This is a genomic window from Nocardia neocaledoniensis (assembly GCF_003182135.1).
GTDB classification, from domain to species: Bacteria; Actinomycetota; Actinomycetes; order Mycobacteriales; family Mycobacteriaceae; genus Nocardia; species Nocardia neocaledoniensis.
Genome location: NZ_QGTL01000004.1, coordinates 731,066 through 752,535, shown reverse-complemented (window position 1 = coordinate 752,535; position 21,470 = coordinate 731,066). Strand labels below are relative to the sequence as shown.

The 21,470-nt window shown below is 69.9% G+C and carries 18 protein-coding genes; 7 read left to right on the top strand and 11 right to left on the bottom strand.

All coding sequences use genetic code 11. The annotated features are described in order from the left end of the window. Positions 1-27 precede the first annotated feature (27 nt). The gene (locus DFR69_RS15435; protein WP_110038187.1) at positions 28-3,729 is read right to left on the bottom strand and encodes a transglutaminase family protein; all 3,702 of its coding nucleotides are present in this window, start codon (positions 3,727-3,729) and stop codon (positions 28-30) included. Between the two features lie 108 nt (positions 3,730-3,837). Here DFR69_RS15435 and DFR69_RS15430 point away from each other — a divergent pair, with 108 nt between their 5' ends. Beyond that, on the top strand, positions 3,838-4,479 hold the full coding sequence (locus DFR69_RS15430; protein WP_110038186.1) for a hypothetical protein: 642 nt from the start codon (positions 3,838-3,840) through the stop codon (positions 4,477-4,479). Here DFR69_RS15430 and recR read toward each other — a convergent pair. Beyond that, complete coding sequence (gene recR, locus DFR69_RS15425; RefSeq protein WP_019044526.1) at positions 4,476-5,084, bottom strand: recombination mediator RecR; 609 nt, start codon at positions 5,082-5,084, stop codon at positions 4,476-4,478. The genes DFR69_RS15430 and recR overlap by 4 nt on opposite strands. After that, positions 5,084-5,401 (bottom strand): YbaB/EbfC family nucleoid-associated protein, encoded by a 318-nt coding sequence (locus DFR69_RS15420; RefSeq protein WP_373867020.1) that lies wholly within the window; start codon positions 5,399-5,401, stop codon positions 5,084-5,086. Before DFR69_RS15420 ends, recR begins: the two co-directional genes overlap by 1 nt. Positions 5,402-5,652: 251 nt before the next feature. Between DFR69_RS15420 and DFR69_RS15415 the strand changes: the two genes are divergently transcribed. Continuing rightward, on the top strand, positions 5,653-6,207 hold the full coding sequence (locus tag DFR69_RS15415) for a hypothetical protein (RefSeq protein WP_110038185.1): 555 nt from the start codon (positions 5,653-5,655) through the stop codon (positions 6,205-6,207). 1 nt (position 6,208) lies between these two features. Here DFR69_RS15415 and DFR69_RS15410 read toward each other — a convergent pair whose 3' ends face one another. From DFR69_RS15410 to DFR69_RS15395, 4 genes are read right to left on the bottom strand one after another with little or no spacing between them, the layout of a single operon-like run. After that, positions 6,209-7,360 (bottom strand): ROK family protein, encoded by a 1,152-nt coding sequence (locus DFR69_RS15410; protein ID WP_110038184.1) that lies wholly within the window; start codon positions 7,358-7,360, stop codon positions 6,209-6,211. Between the two features lie 25 nt (positions 7,361-7,385). After that, positions 7,386-8,801 carry a sugar ABC transporter permease gene (locus DFR69_RS15405; RefSeq protein WP_110038183.1) on the bottom strand — a complete coding sequence of 472 codons (1,416 nt, stop codon included), beginning with the start codon at positions 8,799-8,801 and terminating at the stop codon, positions 7,386-7,388. Beyond that, the gene (locus tag DFR69_RS15400; RefSeq protein ID WP_110038182.1) at positions 8,798-9,571 is read right to left on the bottom strand and encodes an ATP-binding cassette domain-containing protein; all 774 of its coding nucleotides are present in this window, start codon (positions 9,569-9,571) and stop codon (positions 8,798-8,800) included. The genes DFR69_RS15405 and DFR69_RS15400 overlap by 4 nt, the downstream gene beginning before the upstream one ends. Before the next feature lie 11 nt (positions 9,572-9,582). Beyond that, positions 9,583-10,716 (bottom strand): sugar ABC transporter substrate-binding protein, encoded by a 1,134-nt coding sequence (locus tag DFR69_RS15395; protein ID WP_110038314.1) that lies wholly within the window; start codon positions 10,714-10,716, stop codon positions 9,583-9,585. A gap of 216 nt (positions 10,717-10,932) precedes the next feature. Here DFR69_RS15395 and DFR69_RS15390 point away from each other — a divergent pair, with 216 nt between their 5' ends. Both DFR69_RS15390 and DFR69_RS15385 read left to right on the top strand, forming a co-directional pair. Then, entirely contained in the window at positions 10,933-11,763 is an 831-nt protein-coding gene (locus DFR69_RS15390; RefSeq protein WP_110038181.1) for a MerR family transcriptional regulator, read from the top strand. Beyond that, positions 11,760-12,110, top strand: coding sequence for a VOC family protein (locus tag DFR69_RS15385; RefSeq protein WP_110038180.1), 351 nt, complete (start codon positions 11,760-11,762; stop codon positions 12,108-12,110). The genes DFR69_RS15390 and DFR69_RS15385 overlap by 4 nt, the downstream gene beginning before the upstream one ends. A gap of 2 nt (positions 12,111-12,112) precedes the next feature. Here the strand turns inward: DFR69_RS15385 and DFR69_RS15380 are convergent, their stop codons facing one another. Beyond that, positions 12,113-12,547, bottom strand: coding sequence for an SRPBCC family protein (locus DFR69_RS15380; RefSeq protein ID WP_110038179.1), 435 nt, complete (start codon positions 12,545-12,547; stop codon positions 12,113-12,115). A 173-nt stretch (positions 12,548-12,720) separates the two neighbouring features. Here DFR69_RS15380 and DFR69_RS15375 point away from each other — a divergent pair, with 173 nt between their 5' ends. Together DFR69_RS15375 and DFR69_RS15370 are read left to right on the top strand one after the other, a co-directional pair. Beyond that, positions 12,721-14,157 carry an FAD-binding oxidoreductase gene (locus DFR69_RS15375; protein WP_110038313.1) on the top strand — a complete coding sequence of 479 codons (1,437 nt, stop codon included), beginning with the start codon at positions 12,721-12,723 and terminating at the stop codon, positions 14,155-14,157. Beyond that, positions 14,154-15,470 carry a class I SAM-dependent methyltransferase gene (locus tag DFR69_RS15370; protein WP_110038178.1) on the top strand — a complete coding sequence of 439 codons (1,317 nt, stop codon included), beginning with the start codon at positions 14,154-14,156 and terminating at the stop codon, positions 15,468-15,470. Before DFR69_RS15375 ends, DFR69_RS15370 begins: the two co-directional genes overlap by 4 nt. Before the next feature lie 29 nt (positions 15,471-15,499). Here DFR69_RS15370 and DFR69_RS15365 read toward each other — a convergent pair whose 3' ends face one another. Both DFR69_RS15365 and DFR69_RS15360 read right to left on the bottom strand, forming a co-directional pair. Further along, the gene (locus tag DFR69_RS15365; RefSeq protein WP_110038177.1) at positions 15,500-19,042 is read right to left on the bottom strand and encodes a serine/threonine-protein kinase; all 3,543 of its coding nucleotides are present in this window, start codon (positions 19,040-19,042) and stop codon (positions 15,500-15,502) included. A 124-nt stretch (positions 19,043-19,166) separates the two neighbouring features. Next, positions 19,167-20,252, bottom strand: a complete 1,086-nt coding sequence (locus tag DFR69_RS15360) for an esterase-like activity of phytase family protein (RefSeq protein ID WP_110038176.1) — start codon at positions 20,250-20,252, stop codon at positions 19,167-19,169. A gap of 122 nt (positions 20,253-20,374) precedes the next feature. Between DFR69_RS15360 and DFR69_RS15355 the strand changes: the two genes are divergently transcribed. Beyond that, on the top strand, positions 20,375-21,121 hold the full coding sequence (locus tag DFR69_RS15355) for a hypothetical protein (protein WP_110038175.1): 747 nt from the start codon (positions 20,375-20,377) through the stop codon (positions 21,119-21,121). A gap of 28 nt (positions 21,122-21,149) precedes the next feature. On the opposite strand, the gene DFR69_RS15350 is transcribed toward DFR69_RS15355, so the two are convergent. Next, positions 21,150-21,455, bottom strand: a complete 306-nt coding sequence (locus tag DFR69_RS15350; RefSeq protein WP_244198263.1) for a hypothetical protein — start codon at positions 21,453-21,455, stop codon at positions 21,150-21,152. Between the last annotated feature and the right edge of the window lie 15 nt (positions 21,456-21,470).

Sequence of the window (21,470 nt, the reverse complement as noted above, 5' to 3'; positions counted from 1 at the left end):
CGGCGAGTGGTCGGGCGGTTGACTTTGCTAGCGGCTGTCGGGCACGCCCCACACCGTGCGCGCGCGACGTAGATCCAGGATGCCCGGTGCGCCGACATCGGTCGACTGTGCCGCGATCTTCGCACGGAGTTCGGCCGGGTCGAGCGGATTCACCGTATGCCCCGCTGCCTCGAAGCGGCGATTGCGCCGCGACTGGGCCGCGACCGCGTTGACCGGGGCGTCGTCGAAGGCGCGGCCGCCGGGGTGCACGACGTGATAGGTGCAGCCGCCGCGCGACAGGCCGGTCGCCGGGTCGATCAGGTCGAACACCAGCGGCGCGTCGACGGTGATCGAGGGGTGCAGCGAATTCGGCGGCTGCCAGGCCCGATACCGCACTCCGGCGACCTGGACGTCGGACTTGTCGGTGGCGAGCAGCGGCACCGGCATGCCGTTGCAGGTGAGCACGTAGCGGTCGCGGTCGGCGCCGACCACCCGCACCTGCAGCCGCTCCACCGAGGAATCCACGTAGCGGGCCGTGCCCTGTCCGGTGGTCTGCTCGCCGAGGGTCAACCAGGGTTCGATCGCGCCGCGCAGTTCCACTTCCACGTCGCCGATCACGGCGGTGCCGATGCGCGGGAACCGGAACTCGGTGAACGGATCGAGCCAGCTGGTGTCGAAGTCGATGCCGTGCGCGCGCAGGTCGGCGGCGACCTCGGCGATATCGCGCGTCAGGAAGTGCGGCAGCAGGTAGCGGCCGTGCAGGTTGCCGCCGTGGCGCAGCAGCGGCGCGCGGTAGGGCCGATCCCAGAACATCGCGACCAGCCCGCGGACCAGCAGCGACTGGACCATCGCCATCTGGAAGTGCGGCGGCATCTCGAAGCCGCGCAGCTCCAGCAGTCCGAGCCTGCCGCGCGCGGAATCGGGGCTGTAGAGCTTGTCGATGCAGAATTCCGCGCGGTGGGTGTTGCCGGTGAGGTCGGTGAGCAGGTGCCGCAGGGCGCGGTCGATATGCCAAGGCGCCGACTGGATCTCCGCCGGTGTGCCGTCCGCGCTCGATTCGGCGGTGAGCCGGGCGATCTCGGCGAAGGCGATCTCGAGTTCGTAGAGCGCGCCCTCGCGTCCCTCGTCGGCGCGCGGCGCCTGCGAGGTCGGGCCGATGAAACGCCCGGCGAACAGGTACGACAGCGCCGGGTGCCGCTGCCAGTAGGTGAGCATCGAGACCAGCAGATCGGGACGCCGCAACAGCGGTGACCGCGCCGGGCTCACGCCGCCCAGCGTGATGTGGTTGCCGCCGCCGGTACCGCCGTGCGTGCCGTCCACGTCGAAGGACTCGGTGCTCAGCCGTGCCAGCCTGGCCTGCTCGTACAGCGTCCCGAGCACCTCGGACTGCTCGGCGAACGAGCTGGTCGGCATGATGTTGACCTCGATGACGCCGGGATCGGGGGTCACCGAGAAGGTGTGCAGCCGTGCGTCGTTCGGCGGCGCGTAGCCTTCCAGCACCACCGGCTGCCCGATCGCGACGGCGGCCGCTTCGACCTTGGCGATCAGATCGAGGAAGTCGTCGAGTTCGGCGACCGGCGGCAGGAACACGTGCAGCCTGCCTGCCCGCACCTCGGCGACGAGGGCGGTGGTGGGGGTGAAGTCGGCCGGCTCGACGACGGCGGGCGGCTCCTCGCGCGGCAGCAGCGGACCCTGGAACAGCGGGTCGGCGTCCGGCAGCGGGGGCGGGGTGTGCCAGGACACCGAGTTCAGTGGAAGCCGCAGTCCCGCGGGGGAATCGCCGTCGGCCAGGACGATGCGGCCGGGTCCGGCGTCCGCGTCCCGCCCGCGCCGCAGTTGCCAATCGGCGCTGGCCCAGCCCGCGCCGTCGGCCCGGCGATGCAGTGGCAGCACGTAAGCCGCCGGTTCGTTGACGGGTTCGTCGAGTCGCTCGAGGAGAGCGTGCCGGGCCGCCGGGGAATCCTCGGCCGGATCGAGATCCAGCTCCGGTGGCTCGCCGTGTGGCGCGCTCACCGTGGCAGCCAGCCGGGCCAGCGGATCCTCGAACGCGGGACGCACCTGCGTGTCCGGCAGACCGAGCGCATCCGCGATCCTGGCGACCAGCGCCTCGGCCGCGTCGACCGCCGCCCACGCGTGCGGCCGATCCGCGACGAGCGCCGCGGTCCGGTCCACACCCACCACCGCCGCACCCTGCTGCTGCGCCGCGGCGGCTTGTCGGCTGTCGGCCGCCGACCCCGCATCCATGCCGGCCGGCGTCGCGTGGCCTGTCCCTCGCGAGGTCACCTCTTCGGCACGCGCCGGCACCGCGCTCGAGTCAGTTGGCGGCGCGTCGTCCGCCGAGGCCGAGACCACCTGCGGCGCCTCGTCTCCCGCGAACTCGGGCGACACGGGATCAGCCGGAATGCCCGAACCCGGCCGAGCTCGATCGCCGTCCGACCCGGTAGTGGGAACCGGAGGGGCCGGGGCAGCGAGCGGGGTCCACGGGTTGGTGAGCAGGTCCTGTCTGGTCCAGACGGGTTCGCCGTCGGCGCGCCAGGCGATGGCGATCTCCCAGCGGGGCAACGGTTCTCCGGGGTACCACTTGCCCTGGCGGTACTGGACGATGCCGGTGGGGGCGTAGATCGCGCGCAACCGGTCGGCCAGGTCGACGGCGCGTTCGCGTTTGTGCGAGCCGTCGGCGTCGGTGGTCCACTGGGCGCTCATCTGGTCGTCGACGGAGACGAAGGTGGGTTCGCCGCCCATTGTCAGGCCGACGTCGGCGGCCGCCATCCGCTTGTCGACGGCGGCGCCGGAGGCCGTGATGCGCTCCCACTGGGATTCGGTGTAGGGCAGGGTGACTCGCGGGTCCTCGTGCACCCGGCGCACCACATTGCTGAATTCGAGGGTCGCCTCGGTGATCCCGGTGGCACCGGTGATGGGGGCGGCCGCGCCGGGATGCGGGGTCGCGGCCAGCGGAATGTGCCCCTCGCCCGCGAACAGTCCCGAGGTGGGGTCCATGCCGATCCAGCCGGCGCCGGGAATGTACACCTCGGTCCAGGCGTGCAGGTCGGTGAAGTCGGCGCTCGGCCCGGACGGTCCGTCCAGCGCGGGGGTGTCCGAGGTGAGCTGCACCAGGTATCCCGAGACGAACCGCGCGGCCAGTCCGAGTTCGCGCAGGACGGCGACGAGCAGCCAGGCCGAATCACGGCAGGACCCGAGCCGGGTCCGCAGGGTGTGGTCGGGCGTCTGCACCCCCGGCTCCATCCGCACCGTGTAGTCCACGGTGCTCCGCAGCGCGTAGTTGAGTTCGACCAGGTAGTCGATGACGCGCAGGCGCCCGTGCGGACCGTGCACCCGCACCCAGTCCCGCAGCAGCTCCCCCGGGCCGGAGCCCGGCTCGCCCTCGTCGACCGGTCGCAGATACGGCTCCAGATCGGTGGCCAGCGCGCCGGGGTAGGCGAACGGGAAGTACTCGGCGTAGTCCTCGACGAAGAAGTCGAACGGGTTGACCACCTCGAGATCGGCGATCAACCCCACGGTGATCGACAGCTCCTCGGTCGGCTCCGGGAACACCAGGCGCGCAACGAAATTGCCGAACGCGTCCTGCTGCCAGTTCACGAAGTGCGCGGCCGGGGTGACCTGGAGCGAGTAGGCCTCGATCGGGGTCCGCGAGTGCGGGGCCGGCCGTAGCCGCACCTCGTGCGGATGCACCTCGACGAGACGATCGAAGGAGTACGCGGTCCGGTGTTCGAGCGACACCTTGATGCCCATGCGACAAGTTGACCACAGGCCACCCGCCCTCGGCGTGCCGATGAAACGGGCGTTTCCCGACGGGCATCATGTCGAAACCCGCAGGCAACACACCGTAGGCTGGGCTGGGTGAGCTACGACCACATCCTCCTACCGTCCTGCGTCGCCAACTCCGTCAACGAGGTGGACGAGTACCTGGCGACCCAGGAAGGTCGGCCCGCGTCCCCTGAGATCGCTGAGATCGCGGCGGCGCTGAACGCTCGCAATGCCGAACTGCCGGTCGACGACTCGTTTCTCAGCGTCGAATCCGTCGGTGGCGAGAACGGGACCACGCTCTACGTCCCGTCGCCGTACGACGCCGTCGGCTTCGTCCGCAACCTGCTCTTCGACCTCGCCACCCCGCGCGGCTATGCCCTCTACGATCCGCAGCTGAGCTGGCTGATCGACCCCCAGGGCCACATCCCGATCCGCGTCACCCACGGCGGTGCGGGCGAATTCCCCTATCTCACCGAGGAATTGGCGCACCGCTGGGTCGCCGGACTGGCCGCCCCGAATCCGTACCTGATCGTCGAACGCGGCGAGCAGCGCTACATCCAGACCTATCACGACCCCGACGGCGGCTACATCCTCGAGTACCGCGACGGTTCACCCGAGAAGCACTTCGGAACCAGCAGCGACGACCCGGCCCAGGTCGCCCGAATCATCTGGGCCTGGGCGACCGAGCAGCCCGACGCGGGCGCCGAGCTAAGCTGGGACCGGGTCAAGCTCTAGAGCGCGCGGCGGCCCGACAGCGCGCGACCGAGCGTCAGCTCGTCGGCGAACTCCAGGTCACCGCCCATCGGCAGGCCGGACGCCAGCCGGGTGACGGTGAGACCGGGGAAGTCGCGCAGCATGCGCACCAGGTAGGTGGCCGTCGCCTCGCCCTCGGTGTTCGGGTCGGTCGCGATGATCACCTCGCTCACGTCGACGCCGTCGTCCTGGTTGCCGATGCGGGTCAGCAGTTCCCTGATCCGCAGCTGATCGGGACCGACGCCGCTGAGCGGATCGAGCGCACCGCCGAGCACGTGGTAGCGACCACGGAACTCGCGGGTGCGCTCGATCGCCTGCACGTCCTTGGGTTCCTCGACCACACAGATCATGGTGCGGTCGCGGCGCGGGTCGGCACAGATCCGGCACAGTTCGCCGTCGGCGACGGTGCCGCACGAGACACAGAACTGCACGCCGTCACGCACCTTCTGCAGGGCCGCCTGCAACCGGTCGATCTCCGGCGGCTCCACCTGCAGCAGGTGGAAGGCGATGCGCTGCGCGCTCTTCGGACCGACGCCGGGCAGCTTGCCCAGCTCGTCGATCAGATCCTGAACCGGCCCCTCATACATCAGAAATCAGGCAGACCGGGCATCGAGCCGCCGCCGAGGCCCTGCGAGAGCGGGCCGAGCCGCTCGGCCGCCAGCTTCTGCGCGTTGGCCATGGCGTCGTTGATCGCGCCGATCACCAGGTCCTGCAGGCCGTCGACATCGGACGGGTCGACGATCTTCGGATCGATCGTCAGCGACTGCACCTCGCCGCTCACCTTGATGGTGGCCTGGACCAGGCCACCGCCGGCCTGACCCTGCACTTCGGACTCGGCGAGCTCGGCCTGGGCCTGCATCACCGCTTGCTGCATCTGCTGAGCCTGGGCCAGCAGGGCCTGCATATCGAACTGACCGCCATCGGGTTGCACCAGCACGTCCTCTCAGAAGTTTCGTCCGCGTCAAGCGTAGTCCTCACGCGCCGCCGGGATACTCCCACACCCGGTGCCGCGACGGCGCGTACCGACCGCGCCGTTATCCGTGATCCGCCTGGTAACAGCTTGATTGCTGACTCTCCGGCCTGGATCGCGTCGGGCAGGACCCACTTAGGATCGGACGGGGTCGGAACCGGGTACAGCAATCGTAGGGAGAACAGATGAAGGCCCACCGCACTTCGCTCGCCACTGCCTCGATAGCCGCGTCAGTCCTTGTCGTTCTGGCACCAGCGGCGTCGGCCGAGCCGGTCGCCGACTACGGCGGCGGCTGCGTGGTCGACCCGGGCAATTCGGCGGCGACTCTGGATTCGCTGCGGTTTCGCTGTGACGTCGCCCAGCAGGATCAGATCTATCGCGACGCGCAGGCGGGCGCGGTGCCGTCGGGGATCACCAACGGCTGGGTGACCCGTCCGCCGCAGTTCGCGCCGACGGCCTCGGCCCTGTGGATCGGCAATGTGTTCCGCACCGGCGCCGACGGCGGCAGCCTGACCAATCGCGTCACCGGCGCCGGCATCGAGGCGTTCCCCGCCGACGTGTACCGCGCGCCCTCGATCCTCGACGGCGGGCCCGCCTGGGCGCTGAACTACGCGCCCTCGCCGACTCCGCAGGTCTACGACGAGATCCGCGAGATCGCGCCGGGCGTCTGGTTCGGCTATTCGTGGTGGCGCGAGAACGACTGGCCGCTGCTCGCGGCGTTCGTGTTGGCCCCGGCCTGAGTCAGAGCATCCCGAGGACGCCGTCGAAGGCGGCCTCGGCGGCGCCGAGCAGCTTCGAGTCCGCGCCGAGGCGTGACTTCTCGATCCGCACGCCGCCGATCGCGCGACTCACCATGCTGCGCCGCCGGACCTCCTCGGCGACTCCGGCGACGGCGGCGTCGGGCAGGGCGGTGAACAGGTCACCGAGGACCAGCAGTTCCGGGCCGAGGATATTGACGACATTGACCAGGCCGAGCGTCAGCCAGTCCAGATACTCGGCGAGCGCGGGCCCGCCGTCGCCCGGCAGGGCACGCAACTCCGCGACGATGGCGCCGCGCGGACCGTGCTCGGACCGGCCGAGCGCCCGGCACAGCGCGGCCTCGCCGACCTCGGTCTCCCAGCAGCCGGTGTTGCCGCAGTGACAGGGCCTGCCGTCGGGCCGCACCGTCATGTGCCCGATCTCGCCGAGGTATCCGGCGGCGCCGCGCAGCAGTGTGCCCTGGGAGATGAGGCCGCCGCCGACGCCGACGTCGGCGGAGACGAAGACGGTGTCGCCCGCCCCGCGTCCGGCGCCGCGCGCGTGTTCGGCGAGCGCGCCGAGCTCGGCGTCGTTGCCGACCACCACCGGTATGCCGAGCACGGCGGTCAGCCGCGCGCCGAGCGCCACGTCGGTCCAGTCGAGGTTCGCGGCGTCGTGCACCAGGCCGTCGGCACGGCGCACGACACCGGGTACCGACACTCCGGCGGCCACCGGGCGCAAGCCGAGATCCGCGGCCAGCAGGGTGGCCGACTCGGCGATGTGGGTGATGACCTCGGCCGGTTGCCGTTGCCGCCCGTGCAGATTCCAGCTGTTACGGCCGAGGATCTGCCCCCCGAAGCCGACCAGCGCGATGCCCGCGTGCTCGACCTGCACGTCGACCGCCAGCACCACGGCGGCCTGCGGTTGCGGCAGGACGAGCAGCGACGGGCGGCCCGCCCCGCGCGCCAGCCGGGGCACCCGCTCCTCCACCAGTCCGCTCTCGGCCAGCGCGTCGACGAGCATCTTGATGGTGGAGCGGTTGAGCCCGAGCTCGGTGGCCAGCGCCGCGCGGGTGGCGGGGCCGCCGAGGTGCAGCAGGCGCAGGAGGCTCGACCGGTTGAAGCGGCGCACCTCGTCCGGTCGGGCGACGGTCATGGCCTCTTGAATACCACTGCGGCACTCACCGTTGCGCCACCGCCGCGCGTCGCCGGGACAATGCGTCGACCGTGGCGGCGAGCAACAGCACCAGCCCGGTGACGATGGAGACCACCGCCGCGGGCTGTTCCAGCAGGCCAAGACCGTTGGAGACGACCGCCAGCACCGCGCCGCCGATCACCGCGTCGGCCACCCGGCCACGGCCACCGAACAGCGAGGTACCGCCGATCACCGCCGCGCCCACCGCGAACAGCAGCGTGTTGAGCCCGCCCGCCTGCGGGTCGACCGAACCGACCTTCGACGAGTAGACGATCGCCCCGACCGCCGCGCACGCCGAGCAGATGACGAACACGCTCGCCCGCAACTGAGTCACGTTGATGCCGGCCCGCCGGGCCGCCTCCGCGTTGCCACCGACCGCGTAGATGTGACGGCCGTAGGTCGTCCGGTTGAGGACGTAGGTACCCACCACCAGCAAGGCCAGCACGATCGGCACCACATACGGCACCCCGGAGATCTCGACGAGATCGTTCGGCGAGCGGTTCACCGTGAGAGCGGCGGTCACCACTGCGGCGAAGACGGTGAGCGCCACCACCTTCGCCAGCACCAGCGGCGTCGGCCCGGTTACCAGCCCGCGCCGGCGACGCAGGAAGTGCCCGCCGAGGGTGACCGCCGCGTAGCCACCGGCCGCCACCACGAACAGCACCCAGCTGCCCACCGTCGACAGGTTGCCGTTGGCGACCTTGTCGAGCACCGGCGAGGAACTGATGCCCAGCACCCCGCCCTCGCCGATGAGCTGCAGGATCACCCCCTGCCAGGCCAGGAACAGCGCCAGCGTCACCACGAACGAGGGCATCCCGATCTTCGCGATGAGAAAGCCGGTGATGCAGCCGATGGCCGCGCCGACGCACACCGCGAGCAGCATCTCCACCCACGGATTCGCCTTGAACCCGATGACCGTGATCGCCACCCCGAGCAGCGACATGGCCACGCCGGGCCAGATCCGCAGCAGCGCCGCCAGCACCGCGCCCAACACGAGCAGCGCGTTGAAGACGACGAAGACCGTGGATCCCATGCCCGCCATGAGGTTTCCGTCCTCGACGTAGTGCATGGCCAGCACCGCGCCCGCCACGCCCGACGCCGTTCCCGCCGACAGATCGATCTCGCCGATCAGCAGCACGTAGACGATGCCGATCGCGATGATCGTCTGGCCCGCGCCCTGCGCGAGCAGATTGGCGATGTTGTTCAGCGAGAAGAACACGTCCGACAGCACCGAGAACAACACGATCAGCGCGACCAGCCCCAACAGCGCGGGCAGCGAACCGATCTCGCCGGCGCGCAGCCGCGCCACGTAGTCGCCGAGCGCCTCCCTGGTCGAGCGGGTCGTGGTGTCGATCCCGAAATCGGCGACGGCCGTTTCCCGCTTCTCCACCACCTCGCTCACAGGACCACCGCCTCGGGCCGTGCCAACCCGAGGTCACCCGAGCGACCCGCCGTGATCAACTCGACGACCTGCCCGTGCGTCACGTCGGCGGTGCGCACCTGGGCGGCCATCCGGCCCAGGTACAGCACCGCGATCCGATCCGCGGCCTCGAACACGTCGGCCAGGTTGTGGCTGATCAGCACGACGCCGAGGCCCTGCTCGGCCAGCCGCCGGACCAGGTCGAGCACCTGCCTGGTCTGGGCGACGCCCAGTGCCGCGGTCGGCTCGTCGAGCAGCACCAAGTTGCTGTTCCACAGCACCGCCTTGGCGATGGCGACGGTCTGCCGCTGCCCGCCCGAGAGCGCCGACACCGGCGTGCGCACCGATTTCACGGTCCGCACACCCAGCGAGGCCAGGGTGCGCCGCGCCGCCTCCTCCATGCTCGCCTCGTCCAGCAACCACGGCTTGCCGCGTTCCCGGCCGAGGAACATGTTGCCGACGATGTCGAGATTGTCGGCCAGCGCCAGGTCCTGGTAGACCACCTCGATGCCGAGTTCGGCGGCGTCCTTCGGCCCGCGCAGATGCACGGGCTCACCGCGGAAACGCACCTCCCCCGAGTCCGAACCATGGATCCCGGCAACACATTTCACCAGCGTGCTCTTTCCGGCGCCGTTGTCGCCGACCAGCGCGGTGACCTCACCGGCGGGCACGGTGAGATCCACGTCGTGCAGCACGTGGACCGCGCCGAAGCTCTTGTTCAGCCCGGTGATCCGGAGTAGCGGCTCACTCATGTCCTCGGCCCTCAGCTGATCCCGAGCTCGGTGCAGGCCGCCGCCAGATCGCCGCCACAGATGTCGACCGCCTCGACGAAGCCGGCGTCCACAACCACCTTGACGTCGGCGCGGGTCACGGTCTGCGGTTGCAGGAGCACCGATTTCACCTCGCGCTTGCCCTTCGGGTCCTGGCTCACGTCCACCGCCAGCGCGTCCGCGGCCGCCTTGTCGCCCTTGGCCAGCGCGGCCGCGAGTTTCGCCGCGGTCTGCGCCTCGCCCAGGATGGGCTTGAACACGGTCATGTACTGGTCGCCGCGCAGTACCGCCTTGAGGCCCTCGGCGGTGGCGTCCTGGCCGGTGACCGGGACCTTGCCGTTGAGCCCGTTCTTCTTCAGCACGGTGATCACCGCGCCGGCCAGCCCGTCGTTGGCCGCGACCACGCCGTCGACCTTGCCGCCGTTGCCGGTGAGGATCTGCTCGAAGGTGGTGCCGCCCTTCTGGTTGTCCCAGCCGTCGATGGCCTGGGAGCGCACCAGTTTCAGCGTGCCGTTGTCGTAGAGCGGCTTCAGGACGTTCTGCTGGCCCTGATGGAACAGGGTGGCGTTGTTGTCGGTGGGCGCGCCCTCGATCTCGACGACCTCGGCGCCCGGCTTGGTCTTCAGCGCGTCCGCGATGGCCCGCCCCTGCAGCTCGCCGACCTTCACGTTGTCGAAGGACACGTAGTAGTCGGAGGATCCGCCCAGGTTGAGCCGGTCGTAGTCGATGGTCGGGATGCCTGCCTTCTTCGCCTTGGCCGCGACCGCGCCGCCGACCTCGCTGTTGATCGCGGCGATGATGAGGACCTTCACGCCCTTGGCGATCATGCCGTCGGCCAGGGTGGTGAACTTCTGCACGTCGCCCTGGGCGTTCTGCACGTCGGCGTCGAAGCCCTCGGCGCGCAGGGCCTGCTGCAGCATGGGCTTGTCGAAGGATTCCCAGCGGGCCGAGGTGGCGGTCTCGGGCAGGATCACGCCCACGGTGGGCCCGCCGCTGCCGCCCGAGGCCGCGTCGGGTTCGTCGCCGCCGCTGCTGTTGGATCCGCAGGCGGTGAGCGTCAGTGCGCCGGACAGTGCCAGCGCCACGGCGGCGTGCCCCAGGCGGAACTTCCGGTTGTTCGTCCTCATCACGGTGACCTTCCCGAACCGCGGTCGTGCCACCTCGACATCTGTGACGTAGACCACTCTCGATATGTTGTGGGCAACAACATATGCGAATCAGGCCCGGCGGAACGGCGAAATCGGACAAACCGTTCGCCCCGACCTGCGCCGAGTGCCGTCCGGTCTCCTTGACAGCGTCGCGGTGTTGACCCTCCCGCCACTGGAGGGTGTTGTCTTGTGCACATGACAGCGACCGTGGCGATCGGCGAGTTCGCCCGCCTCACCCATCTCAGCGTCAAGACCCTGCGCTACTACCACGAGATCGAGCTGCTCGAGCCGGTCGCGGTGGACGCGGGCACCGGCTACCGGCGCTACTCCACCGATCAGGTGGATCGCGCCCACCTGATCCGGCGCCTGCGCGACCTCGACATGCCACTCCCCGACATCCGCACGGTCCTCGCCGCCGCCGACCCGGCCCACCGCGACGCCGCCCTGCGCGCGCATCTGACCAGGATGGAAGCCGAATTGCAGCGCACCCGCGACGTGGTCGCCTCGCTGCGCGCCCTGCTCACCACGCCGGCGCCCGCACTGCGGGTCGACTACCGGGTCGAGCCCGCGTGCACGGCGCTCACGGTGACCGAGCGGGTGGCGCACAGCGCGATCTCCGCCTGGTGCGATCAGGCGTTCGAGCGCCTCTACACCGGCCTGCTCGCGGCCGGGGTGACACCGGGAGGCGTTGCGGGCGCGACCTATTCGACCGAGTTCTTCACCGAGGACGCGGGCGAGGTCACCGCGTACGTGCCGCTGCCGCCGGGCGCCACGCTCACCCCGCCCGCCGGGCTCGCGATCACCGAATTCGGCGCCCAGCGCTATGCCATCGCGGTGCACACCGGCGCGTTCGAGGACTTCGACCGCACCTACGGCGCCCTCGGCAGCCACGTCGCCGAGCACGACACCGTCGCGCCCGGCCGACCGATCCGCGAGCGCTATCTCGTCGGACCCGACATCACCAGCGATCCCACCCAGTACCGCACCGAAGTGTGCTGGCCCCTCACCGAAGGAGAAAACTCATGAGTCTCACCATCGACAACGTCACCTACGACTGCGCGAACGCGGGCGCGCTCGCGCAGTTCTACGCCCAGCTGCTGGAACGCACCGTCGACCCGGAGGCCTCGGAGTTCTTCGCCACCGTCGGCCAGACCGAGGGCGCCTCGCCGGTGCTGATGTTCATCCAGGTCCCGGACAAGACGCCGGGCAAGAACGTCATCCACCTCGACCTGCACGCACCCGACTGGCGCGAGCACGTCGACCGCGCGATCGGCCTTGGCGCCAAGCACATCGGCGACTTCGACGAGTACGGCCAGCAGTGGGCCACCCTCGCCGATCCCGAAGGAAATCTCTTCGACATCGGCAAGGAGTGAGCTCAGGCGAGCTCGCTCGCCAGGTTGCCCAGCACCTCGGCCTGGATCTTCTTCAGGCCGAGCGGGGCGAAGATGCCCTCGAAGATGCCCGACACGCCGCCGGCGCCCTGCCAGGTGGTGCGCAGGGTGACCTGCGAACCGGCGCCGTCCGGGGTGACGGTCCAGGTGTTGACCATCGAGGAGTTCGCGTCGCGCTCGGTGAGGATCGAGTCCGACACGGTGACGTTGGCGCGCACGTTGCGCTGGCGCTTCTCGGTGGCCTGCAGGGTCCACTCCACGACGGTGCCCGCACCCTTGCCACCCTCGACGACCTTGTAGTCGCGGTAGTGCGAGGAGAGGATGCGCGGGCGGACCGTCTCGTAGTCACCGATCGCCTCGAGCGTGCGCTGCGGATCCGCGGCGACGGTGATCGAACTGCTTGCGCTGACCTGTCCCACTGTTGACTCCTTGTCGGGGGTGCGAAATCGACCGGGTTACATCCTGCCCTGCCCGGCTACGAGTCGCCCGACCAGGTTGGACGAGTGGGAAACAGCTGCGTGACATTTCCTCGCCGCGCGGGCATATCCGGTGGCCGGACAGGCACGGTCGTACTAGCGTCGAACGTGTGGCACTGAGTCTTTTGGGTAGGGCTGGTCACGAACCGGCCGCACGCGAGTCCGGATATGCCGCGCACCGAGCGGGTGTGGAGCGATTGCTTGCCAGCTATCGCGCCATTCCACCCGGCGCCGTCGTCCGGCTGGCGAAGAAGACGTCGAATCTGTTCCGGGCCAGGGCGGCGACCACCGCGCCCGGCCTCGACGTGTCCGGCCTGGGGCAGGTGATCGCGGTGGACCCGGCCACGCGTACCGCCGACGTGGCGGGCATGACCACCTACGAGGACCTGGTCGCGGCGACCCTGCCCTACGGGCTCGCGCCACTGGTGGTGCCCCAGCTCAAGACCATCACCCTGGGCGGCGCGGTCACCGGCCTCGGCATCGAGTCGACCTCGTTCCGCAACGGCCTGCCGCACGAATCGGTGCTGGAGATGGACGTGCTGACCGGTTCCGGCGAGATCGTCACCGTCCGCCCGGACGACGACACCGCTGACCTGTTCCGCGGCTTCCCCAACTCCTACGGCACGCTCGGCTACACCGTCCGCCTGAAGATCGAACTCGAGCCCGTGCAGCCCTACGTCGCGCTGCGGCACGTGCGCTTCCACGACCTGCGCGAACTGGAAGCCGAGCTGGAGCGCATCGTCACCGAGCGCAGCTACCAGGGCGAGCGGGTCGACTACCTCGACGGCGTGGTCTTCACCGCCGGCGAGAGCTACCTCACCCTCGGGCGGCAGACCGACGAACCCGGCCCGGTCAGCGACTACACCGGCATGGACATCTACTACCGGTCCATCCAGCACGCCGAGGGCGTCAAGAGCGACCGGCTGACGATCCACGACTACCTGTGGCGCTGGGACACCGACTGGTTCTGGTGCTCACGGGCCTTCGGCACCCAGAACCCGAAGATCCGCCGCTTCTGGCCGAAGGCGTACCGGCGCAGCAGTTTCTACTGGAAGCTGGTGGCCCTCGACCGCAAGTACCACATCGGTGACCGCCTGGAGGCCCGCAAGGGCAATCCACCGCAGGAGCGCGTGGTCCAGGACATCGAGGTGCCGGTGCACCGCACCGCCGACTTCGTCGAGTGGTTCCTGCGGGAAATACCGATCGAGCCGATCTGGTTGTGCCCGTTGCGGTTGCGCGACACCGCGGACACTCCCGCGGGCGACCGCCCGTGGCCGCTGTACCCGCTCGAGCCGCGGCGCACCTACGTCAACGTCGGATTCTGGTCCGCCGTCCCCACGAAGCCGGGTGAACCGGAGGGGGCGGCCAATCGCGCGATCGAGAAGATCGTGTCCGAATTCGACGGACACAAGTCGCTGTACTCGGACTCGTACTACGCCGAGGACGAGTTCGCCGTGCTCTACGGCGGCGAGACCTACACCGAACTGAAGAAACGTTACGACCCGGACCAACGACTGCTGAATCTGTATTCGAAGGCGGTGCAACGCAAGTGACGACATTCAAGGACCGATCCGAGGTCTTCGCCGAGCTGGGGAACAGGCTCAGCATTGCCGAGGTGTTCGAGACGCTCATCGACGGTGAGATCCCGATCCGCTTGCGGGCCTACGACGGCAGCGCGACGGGGCCGGAGAACTCGCCCTACACCCTCGACATCAAGAACCCTCGCGGCATCAACTATCTGGCGTCGGCGCCGGGCGATCTCGGCATGGCCCGCGCCTACATCTCCGGCGACATGACGGCCGAGGGGGTGCACCCCGGCGATCCGTACGACATCTTGAAGGCCATGCAGGCCATGAAGTTCCATCGGCCGTCGGCGCTGTCGCTGGTCACCATCGCGCGTTCGCTGGGCTGGGAACGGCTCAAGCCGATCGCGCCGCCGCCGCAGGAGACACTGCCGCGCTGGCGCCGGATCGCGCTGGAAGGCCTGCGCCACTCCAAGACTCGCGACGCCGAGGCCATCCACCACCACTACGACGTCTCCAACAAGTTCTACGAGTACGTCCTCGGCCCGTCGATGACCTACACCTGCGCGGTCTACGGCGATCCCGACTGGACCCTGGAACAGGCGCAGGAGAACAAATACCGGCTGATCTTCGACAAGCTGCGGCTGAAGGAGGGCGACCGGCTGCTCGACATCGGCTGCGGCTGGGGCGGCATGGTCCGCTACGCGGCCCGGCGCGGGGTCACGGTGATCGGCGCGACGCTCTCGGCCGAACAGGCCGCCTGGGCCCAGCAGAAGATCGCCGAAGAGGGGCTCGGCGAGCTCGCCGAGGTCAGGCACAGTGACTACCGCGACATCGTCGAGGGCGAATTCGACGCCGTGTCCTCGATCGGGCTCACCGAGCACATCGGTGTGCACAACTACCCGTTCTACTTCGGCTTCATCAAGGACAAGCTGCGTGACGGCGGCCTGTTCCTCAACCACTGCATCACCCGGCCGGACAACACCCGCACCACCAAGGCGGGCGATTTCATCGACCGCTACGTCTTCCCCGACGGCGAGCTGATCGGTTCGGGCCGCATCATCTCCGAGATCCAGAACATCGGGCTCGAGGTGCTGCACGAGGAGAATCTGCGCGAGCACTACGCGCTGACCCTGCACGAATGGTGCAAGAACCTCGTGGCGAACTGGGACGCCTGCGTTGAGGAGGTCGGCGAGGGCACCGCCAAGGTGTGGGGCCTGTACATGGCCGGTTGTCGACTCGGCTTCCAGCGCAACGTTGTTCAGCTGCATCACGTGCTCGGCGTGAAGCTGGGGTCCGACGGCGCCTGGCAGGTGCCGCTGCGCCCCTGGTGGCAGCCGTAGGCCGCGGCTGAGCTCGGGTCGGCCCGAGCTCAGCCCAGCAGTTCGTCGAGGAAGTGGGCGGGCACCTCGTTGAGGATCGGGTGCGGCTGTCCGTCGTGGGCCTGCGTGCGCAGCACGTGTAGCAGGCCGACCACACCGGGCCCGGCGTCGAGCAGCGGCCTGGTCCAGCCGAGGTCGGCGCAGGTACGCAGCACCGGCAGGACGAGCCCGGTCGCCTCGCCGATCCAGCCCGCCGCGGCCAGGCACTCGGCGAGCAGCAGGGTCGCGTCCATCTCCACGCGGGGTCGTGACTGTTCGAGCAGCCGGGAGTACAGCACCCTGGCGTAGCGCGCCGCCCGGTCGTCGGCGCGCAGGCGCTGTTCGGCGAGCAGTGCCCTGATCTGGGCGAACTCGCGCGCCTCCGCGATGAGCGCCGCCGCGCCGGAGCGACGGCGTTTGCCGTTGCCGGACACGTCGGCGACGATGCGATCGCCGCTGTCGCCGTTGCTCAGGCCGAGCCGGGATCGTTCGGCGCGCACGTGCGCGTCGAGCCTGGCCAAGCCGTTCTCCGACGCCACCCTGGCGCCCTCGTCGAGCCGCGCGGCCGCGGTGTACTGGTCGCCGAGCGCGGCCTTCACCCGCGCGCCGATCACGAAGGTCGCGATCTGGAAGTCGACCGGTCCGACCCTGGTGAGCAGTTCGTGGCTCTCGTCGAGCAGCCGGTCGGCCACCGCGAGATCGCCACGCCGATAGGCCAGTTCGCCCAGCAGCGCCGCGGCCACCCGCGCCGCGTCCGAGCGCGGGCCCGAGCGCGCCCGCGCCGTTTCGTAGGCCAGCTCGAAACACTCGGTGGCGGTGGCGATGTCGAGTTGTTCGTAGGCGGCGTCACCGCGCGCGCAGAGCCCGAAGACCGGTCCGAGCGGGTCCTTGGAGCGCACGTGGTAGTCGGCGGCCCAGTCCTGCATCTCGGTCACGCCGTCGAAATCGAAGTCGCAGAGCCGGACGAAGGAGACCAGGTTGGCGGCGGTGGAGACGATCCAGGCGGGCAGCTCGTCGGGCGCGTCCAGGCAGGGCGTGAGGCGTTCGACGACCTCGGCGGTGTCGTCGTGGGCCACCCGGTCGGCGGCGTCGAGAACCGTGGCCGCACAGCGCTGTTCGATCATTTCCGGCTCGCCGCCGCCGCGGGCGAGCAGGTTGGACAGCCTGCCCAGCGCGGAGCGCGCGGTGCCGGTCTGCTGCAGGTTCATGTTCGCCCGCGCGACCGCCATCAACAGCTTGGAGCGTGAGGTCACCTGCTGCACCGGCAGTTTCGACACGCTGCCGAGCAGGGTGGCCAGCCTCGAGCCGTCGATCAGGTCCATGCCGCCGCTCTCCAGCAGGTCGGCGGCCAGCTTGAGGTCGGTGGCGGCCAGCGCGTGGTCGACGGACTTGCGCAGCAGCTGATGCTCGGCGTACCAGCGCGAGGCCTTGCGGTGCAGCACCTTCGCCCGGCCGGGATGCACACGCTCGAGCCGGGCGCGCAGATGCTCGGCGAACAGCGGCTGCATCCGGTACCACTCCGGATCGTGCTCGATCCGGTGCAGGAACAGCTCGCGCTGCTCGGCCTGCTCCAGCAGGGTCGCGCCGTCGGGCACGTCGGCGAGCACCGCCGCGAGCGAGCCGCTCACCCGCTCGACCACCGAGATCGCCATCAGGAATTCGAGCAGGTCCGGTTCGATGCTGTCGAGCACGTTCTCGGCCAGGTACTCGCGCATGCCGTGCCCGCCCTCGGCGAGCTGACCCAGCAGCGCGGCCGGATCGGCCTTGCCCCGCAGCGTCAGGCTGACCAGCTGGATGGCGGCCGGCCACCCCTCGGTCGCCAGATGGATCTGCTCGACCTGTTCGTCGGTGAGCGCGAAACCGTTGCGCTCCACCAGGATCTGGCGCGTCTCGGCCTCGGTGAGGCGCAGCTCCGCCGCGCCGAGCTCCACCAGCTCGTCGCGCACCCGCAGCCTGCTGATCGGCAGACCGGACTGGTCGCGGCTGGTGACCACGAAACGCACGTGGTGGCAGCCGTTGTCGAGCAGCGTCGCCATGGCGCGGTGCACGCCGGGATCGCGCACCCGGTGCCAGTCGTCGACGATCACCACCACGCTGCGGTCGCTGGCGTGGATCTCGTCGATCAAGGTCGCGATCACGAAGGCGACGGCATCGGCGGGGCGCTCCTCGAGCACCTGCTCCAGGCCGTCGCCCACCTCGGGACGCACCCGCCGGATGGCCTGGATGAGGTGGGCGAGGAACCAGATCTCGCTGTCGTCGTCCTGGTCGACGCCGAGCCAGGCGACCGGGACGTCGCGGGAGACCAGATCCGCGCGCCACTGGGCCGCGATCGTGCTCTTGCCGAAGCCGGCGGGCGCGTGGATGAGGGCGAGCCTGCGGTTACCACCCGCGCGCAGCACGTCGAGCAGACGCTGGCGGGGGAACGGCTCGCGGGCCGGGGTCGGCGGCCGGAACTTGGTGGCCGCGGTGGGCGGCAGGGTGCAGGAGTTGCCGCCGCCGCGCGGGCCCGAGGTCTCGGCGGGGCGCAGCGTCAGCGGCCAGCTGTGCCGGGCGGTCACCGCCTTCAGGGACTCGGGGGTGTCCTCCTGGTCCAGCTCGGTGTCGAGCAGGGCCATCTCGTCGGGCATCTGGCCGTGCGCGCGCTGCACCTCGCGCAGGAGTTCACCGAACTCGTAGGCCGAGGCGGGCCGGTCGGCCGGATCGGGTGCCATGGCCTTCTCGATCGCGGCGGCCAGATCGGCGGGGATGTCCTGCGTGCGCAGGTCGGGCACCGGCTGGGTGGTGATGCGCAGGAACTGCGCGACCACCTTCTCTCCCGCCTGCCGTTCGAACGCGGCATGGCCGGTGAGCAGGGCGAACAGGGTCGCGCCGAGGCCATAGATATCGGACCGAACAGTCGGTTCGTGTCCTTTGAGCACCTCGGGGGCGGTGAACGCGGGCGAGCCGGTGATCATGCTGCTCGAGGTCTGGAATCCGCCGGGGATGCGGGCGATGCCGAAATCGGTGAGCTGCGGTTCGCCGTACCCGCTGATCAGCACGTTCGCTGGCTTCACGTCACGATGCAGGATGCCCGCCCGGTGCGCGGATTCGATCGCCGCGGCCAGCTTCACGCCGGCACGCAGGGTGTCTGCCCAGGTCAGCGGGCCGCGGTCATGGATGAGCCGCTCCAGCGAGCCGCGTGAGCAGTACGGCATGACGATCAGCGGCAGGCCCGTCGCGGTGACGTCGACCTGCAGGATGTCGACGATGTTCGGGTGCCCGGACAGCCGGCCCATCGCCTGTTCCTCGCGCAGGAACCGCTCCCGGCTCTCCTGATCGATCTCCGAGGACAGCACCTTCACCGCCACCACCCGGTCCAGCGCCGGCTGTAGACATCGGTACACCACGCCGAAGCCGCCGCGCCCGATCTCCTTGGCCGCAGTGAGACCCATCGCGTCGAGCTCGGCGACCACTGCCTCGTCGATTTCGCCGGGAGCGAGCGCGCGCTGCGTGTGTGTACCTGCCGGTGACGACTCGGCCGGCCCGCGTTGCATGCGGGTCTCTTCCGGATCCATGTGACCACCCCTCGAAGCGAATCGGCGTCACCGGCGCAGGTGTACAACTCCAAGCTAGCGCGATCCGGCATCCATCGGGTGGAGATTCGGTGCTGTGGCGGCCACGGCCGGGTGACCGCGCTGGTCAGCGCAGCGCGAGGGTGATCAGCTGGGTGCGCTGTTCGGCGGCGAAGTTGTTGTCGGCGACCAGCACCAGGGTCTTCTCGCCGCTGCTCAGGCGCGGTCCCCAGGTCATGCCCTCGACATTGTCGACGGCCTCGACGCCGAGGTCGGTGAGGTCGGCGACCAGGCGCTTGCTCACCGGACGCGCGCCGGACAGCGGCGCGTCGAGCACGTTGCTCGCCTGGGTCACGTCGACCTCGAACAGCCGCACCCGATTGCCGACCCCCTTGGCGAAAGCCCTTTCCAGCACCAGGAATCGGGTGGGGTCGAACGGATCGACGGAGAGGATCGCGGTGACGCCGTTGCTCGCCTGACCGGGTTCGGGCCGCGAGTCGGCGAAGACCGGTTCCAGCGGGTACGCGTATTGCGCGAGCAGCGGCCCGAATCGGGTCTGCACGGTGATTCGGGTGGTCGCCCCGGTGGTCGGTGTGGCCGTCGGGCCGTCGGTGAGCAACGGGCCCTCCAGCGCGGTGACGACCAGCGTGCCGCCCGCGGCGAAGGTCGCCGCCTCCAGCGCCTGGTTCTGCCGTGGGCCCGAATCCGCCCGCATCCGTTCGTTTTCCGGGATCGGGAGCTCGGCGCCGAACCCGCCGTCGGGGTGCGCGAGCCGGACCGACGGATCGGCGAGGACGGTGCCTGCCCGCTCGCCCTCCTGGGTCCACAGGTAGTCGCCGGTCAGCGGGTCGACCCGGATGTCCTCGGGGTCAACGGACTTCGGTGGGTAGGCCGAACCGTCCTGGCGGCGCAGCGGCGTCGTGCCGGTGAATTCCACCGGCCCCATGCCATCGTCCGTCACCGGAATGCGAGCGGTGTAGAAGCGGGCGGGATTCTTCTCGGACCTGTCGTCGCTGAGCAGCACGAATTCGCCGGTGGCGGGCCGATAGTCGATGCCCGACAGGCCACCGACGACGGTGCCGCCGAAGTCCAGGTCGTGGGCGACGACCTGCTCACCCAGCACGCGCACCGCGCCCGGCTCCGCCGCGCCTGCGGGCGCGCACGCCCCGGCCAGCACCGTTCCCAACACCACCGCGGTCACCCGACGTCCCATGACCGGTCACGGTAGCCAGCCCGGAGTGCCCGCGGGTGAACAGCGTTGGAACAGCGCAGTAAGGTCGATGGCAAGAACTCGGGGGAGGTCGGAGTCCCCCGCGCCGACAGGGGGGCTTCGCGATGACCTATCCGTCCGGAAATCAGGATCCGCAGCAGTGGGGCACGCCGATGGGCTACGGCCAACCGCAGGAGATCCCACCCCTCGGTCCGCCGCCGAAGTCGAACGCGGGCTGGATAGTCCTGGCATCGATGCTGGTCCTCGCCCTGCTCGGCGGCGCGGGACTGCTGGTCGTCGGTGCGAAGGACACGGTCGCCGGATCGGCGGTGGCGGCCTCGGGCGCGGCGCCGGTCTCCGACACCGTGCGCACGTCCACCGCCAAACCCACCACCACCAGCAAGAAACCGCCGAAGGCGGACGCGAAGCTGAGCTACACCGAATACGAAGGCCCCTGGGACTTCAAGATGGGCGATGTGTCCCTGCGCGCCGACTGGATCGAAGGCCGCGACCACGACACCTGCGCCCCGATCGAGAAGGACGGCAAACTCACCGCCCTCGGCTGCCGGTACGCCGCCGAACTCGTCCTCTCCGCCGAGGGCGGCGCCCTGCGTTTCGCCCAGTTCATCCTGGTCATGCCCGACGCCGCCACCGCGAAGACCGCCGCCGCCGAGATCGATCAAAAGGCACTGAAACCCCGCGCGGGCACCACCATCGACGACTTCGCCACCGGCAAATGGAAGGCCGGCGCCCAGGAACAATTCGTCGTCGTCACCCTCGCCACCGCCACCTCAGCCGTCGACGAGCCCACCGTCCAGAAATACCTCGGCTACCGCCACGCCGACATCCTCGCCGCCCTCCTCTTCCGCTGAGGACGACTTTCTGGCAGTTCCCGCAGCGTCAGTCGGTGGCCTTGGGGTGGCGAGGTCCCGCCACGACGATCCACACGATCCGCGCATCATGATCCGGGCAGTACCACACCCGACCACCTCCGGTGACTTCGTACTGCCACTGATCGAGCGTCGACCCGCCGATGACATGGGTGGACAACGCACCTTTGAGCTTGCTCTGACGGGAAGGGTTCTCCGGCGTAGTCGGTCGCTCGGTCAGGATGATCCAGGCTTCCCAGGTGCTGGCACGCGCTGATCGGCACAGGTCTTCCCAACCCTTGGCTGCCGCGGTGGTCGCGAATCGAGCCTCCCACATGCCAGGTCGGCCGGG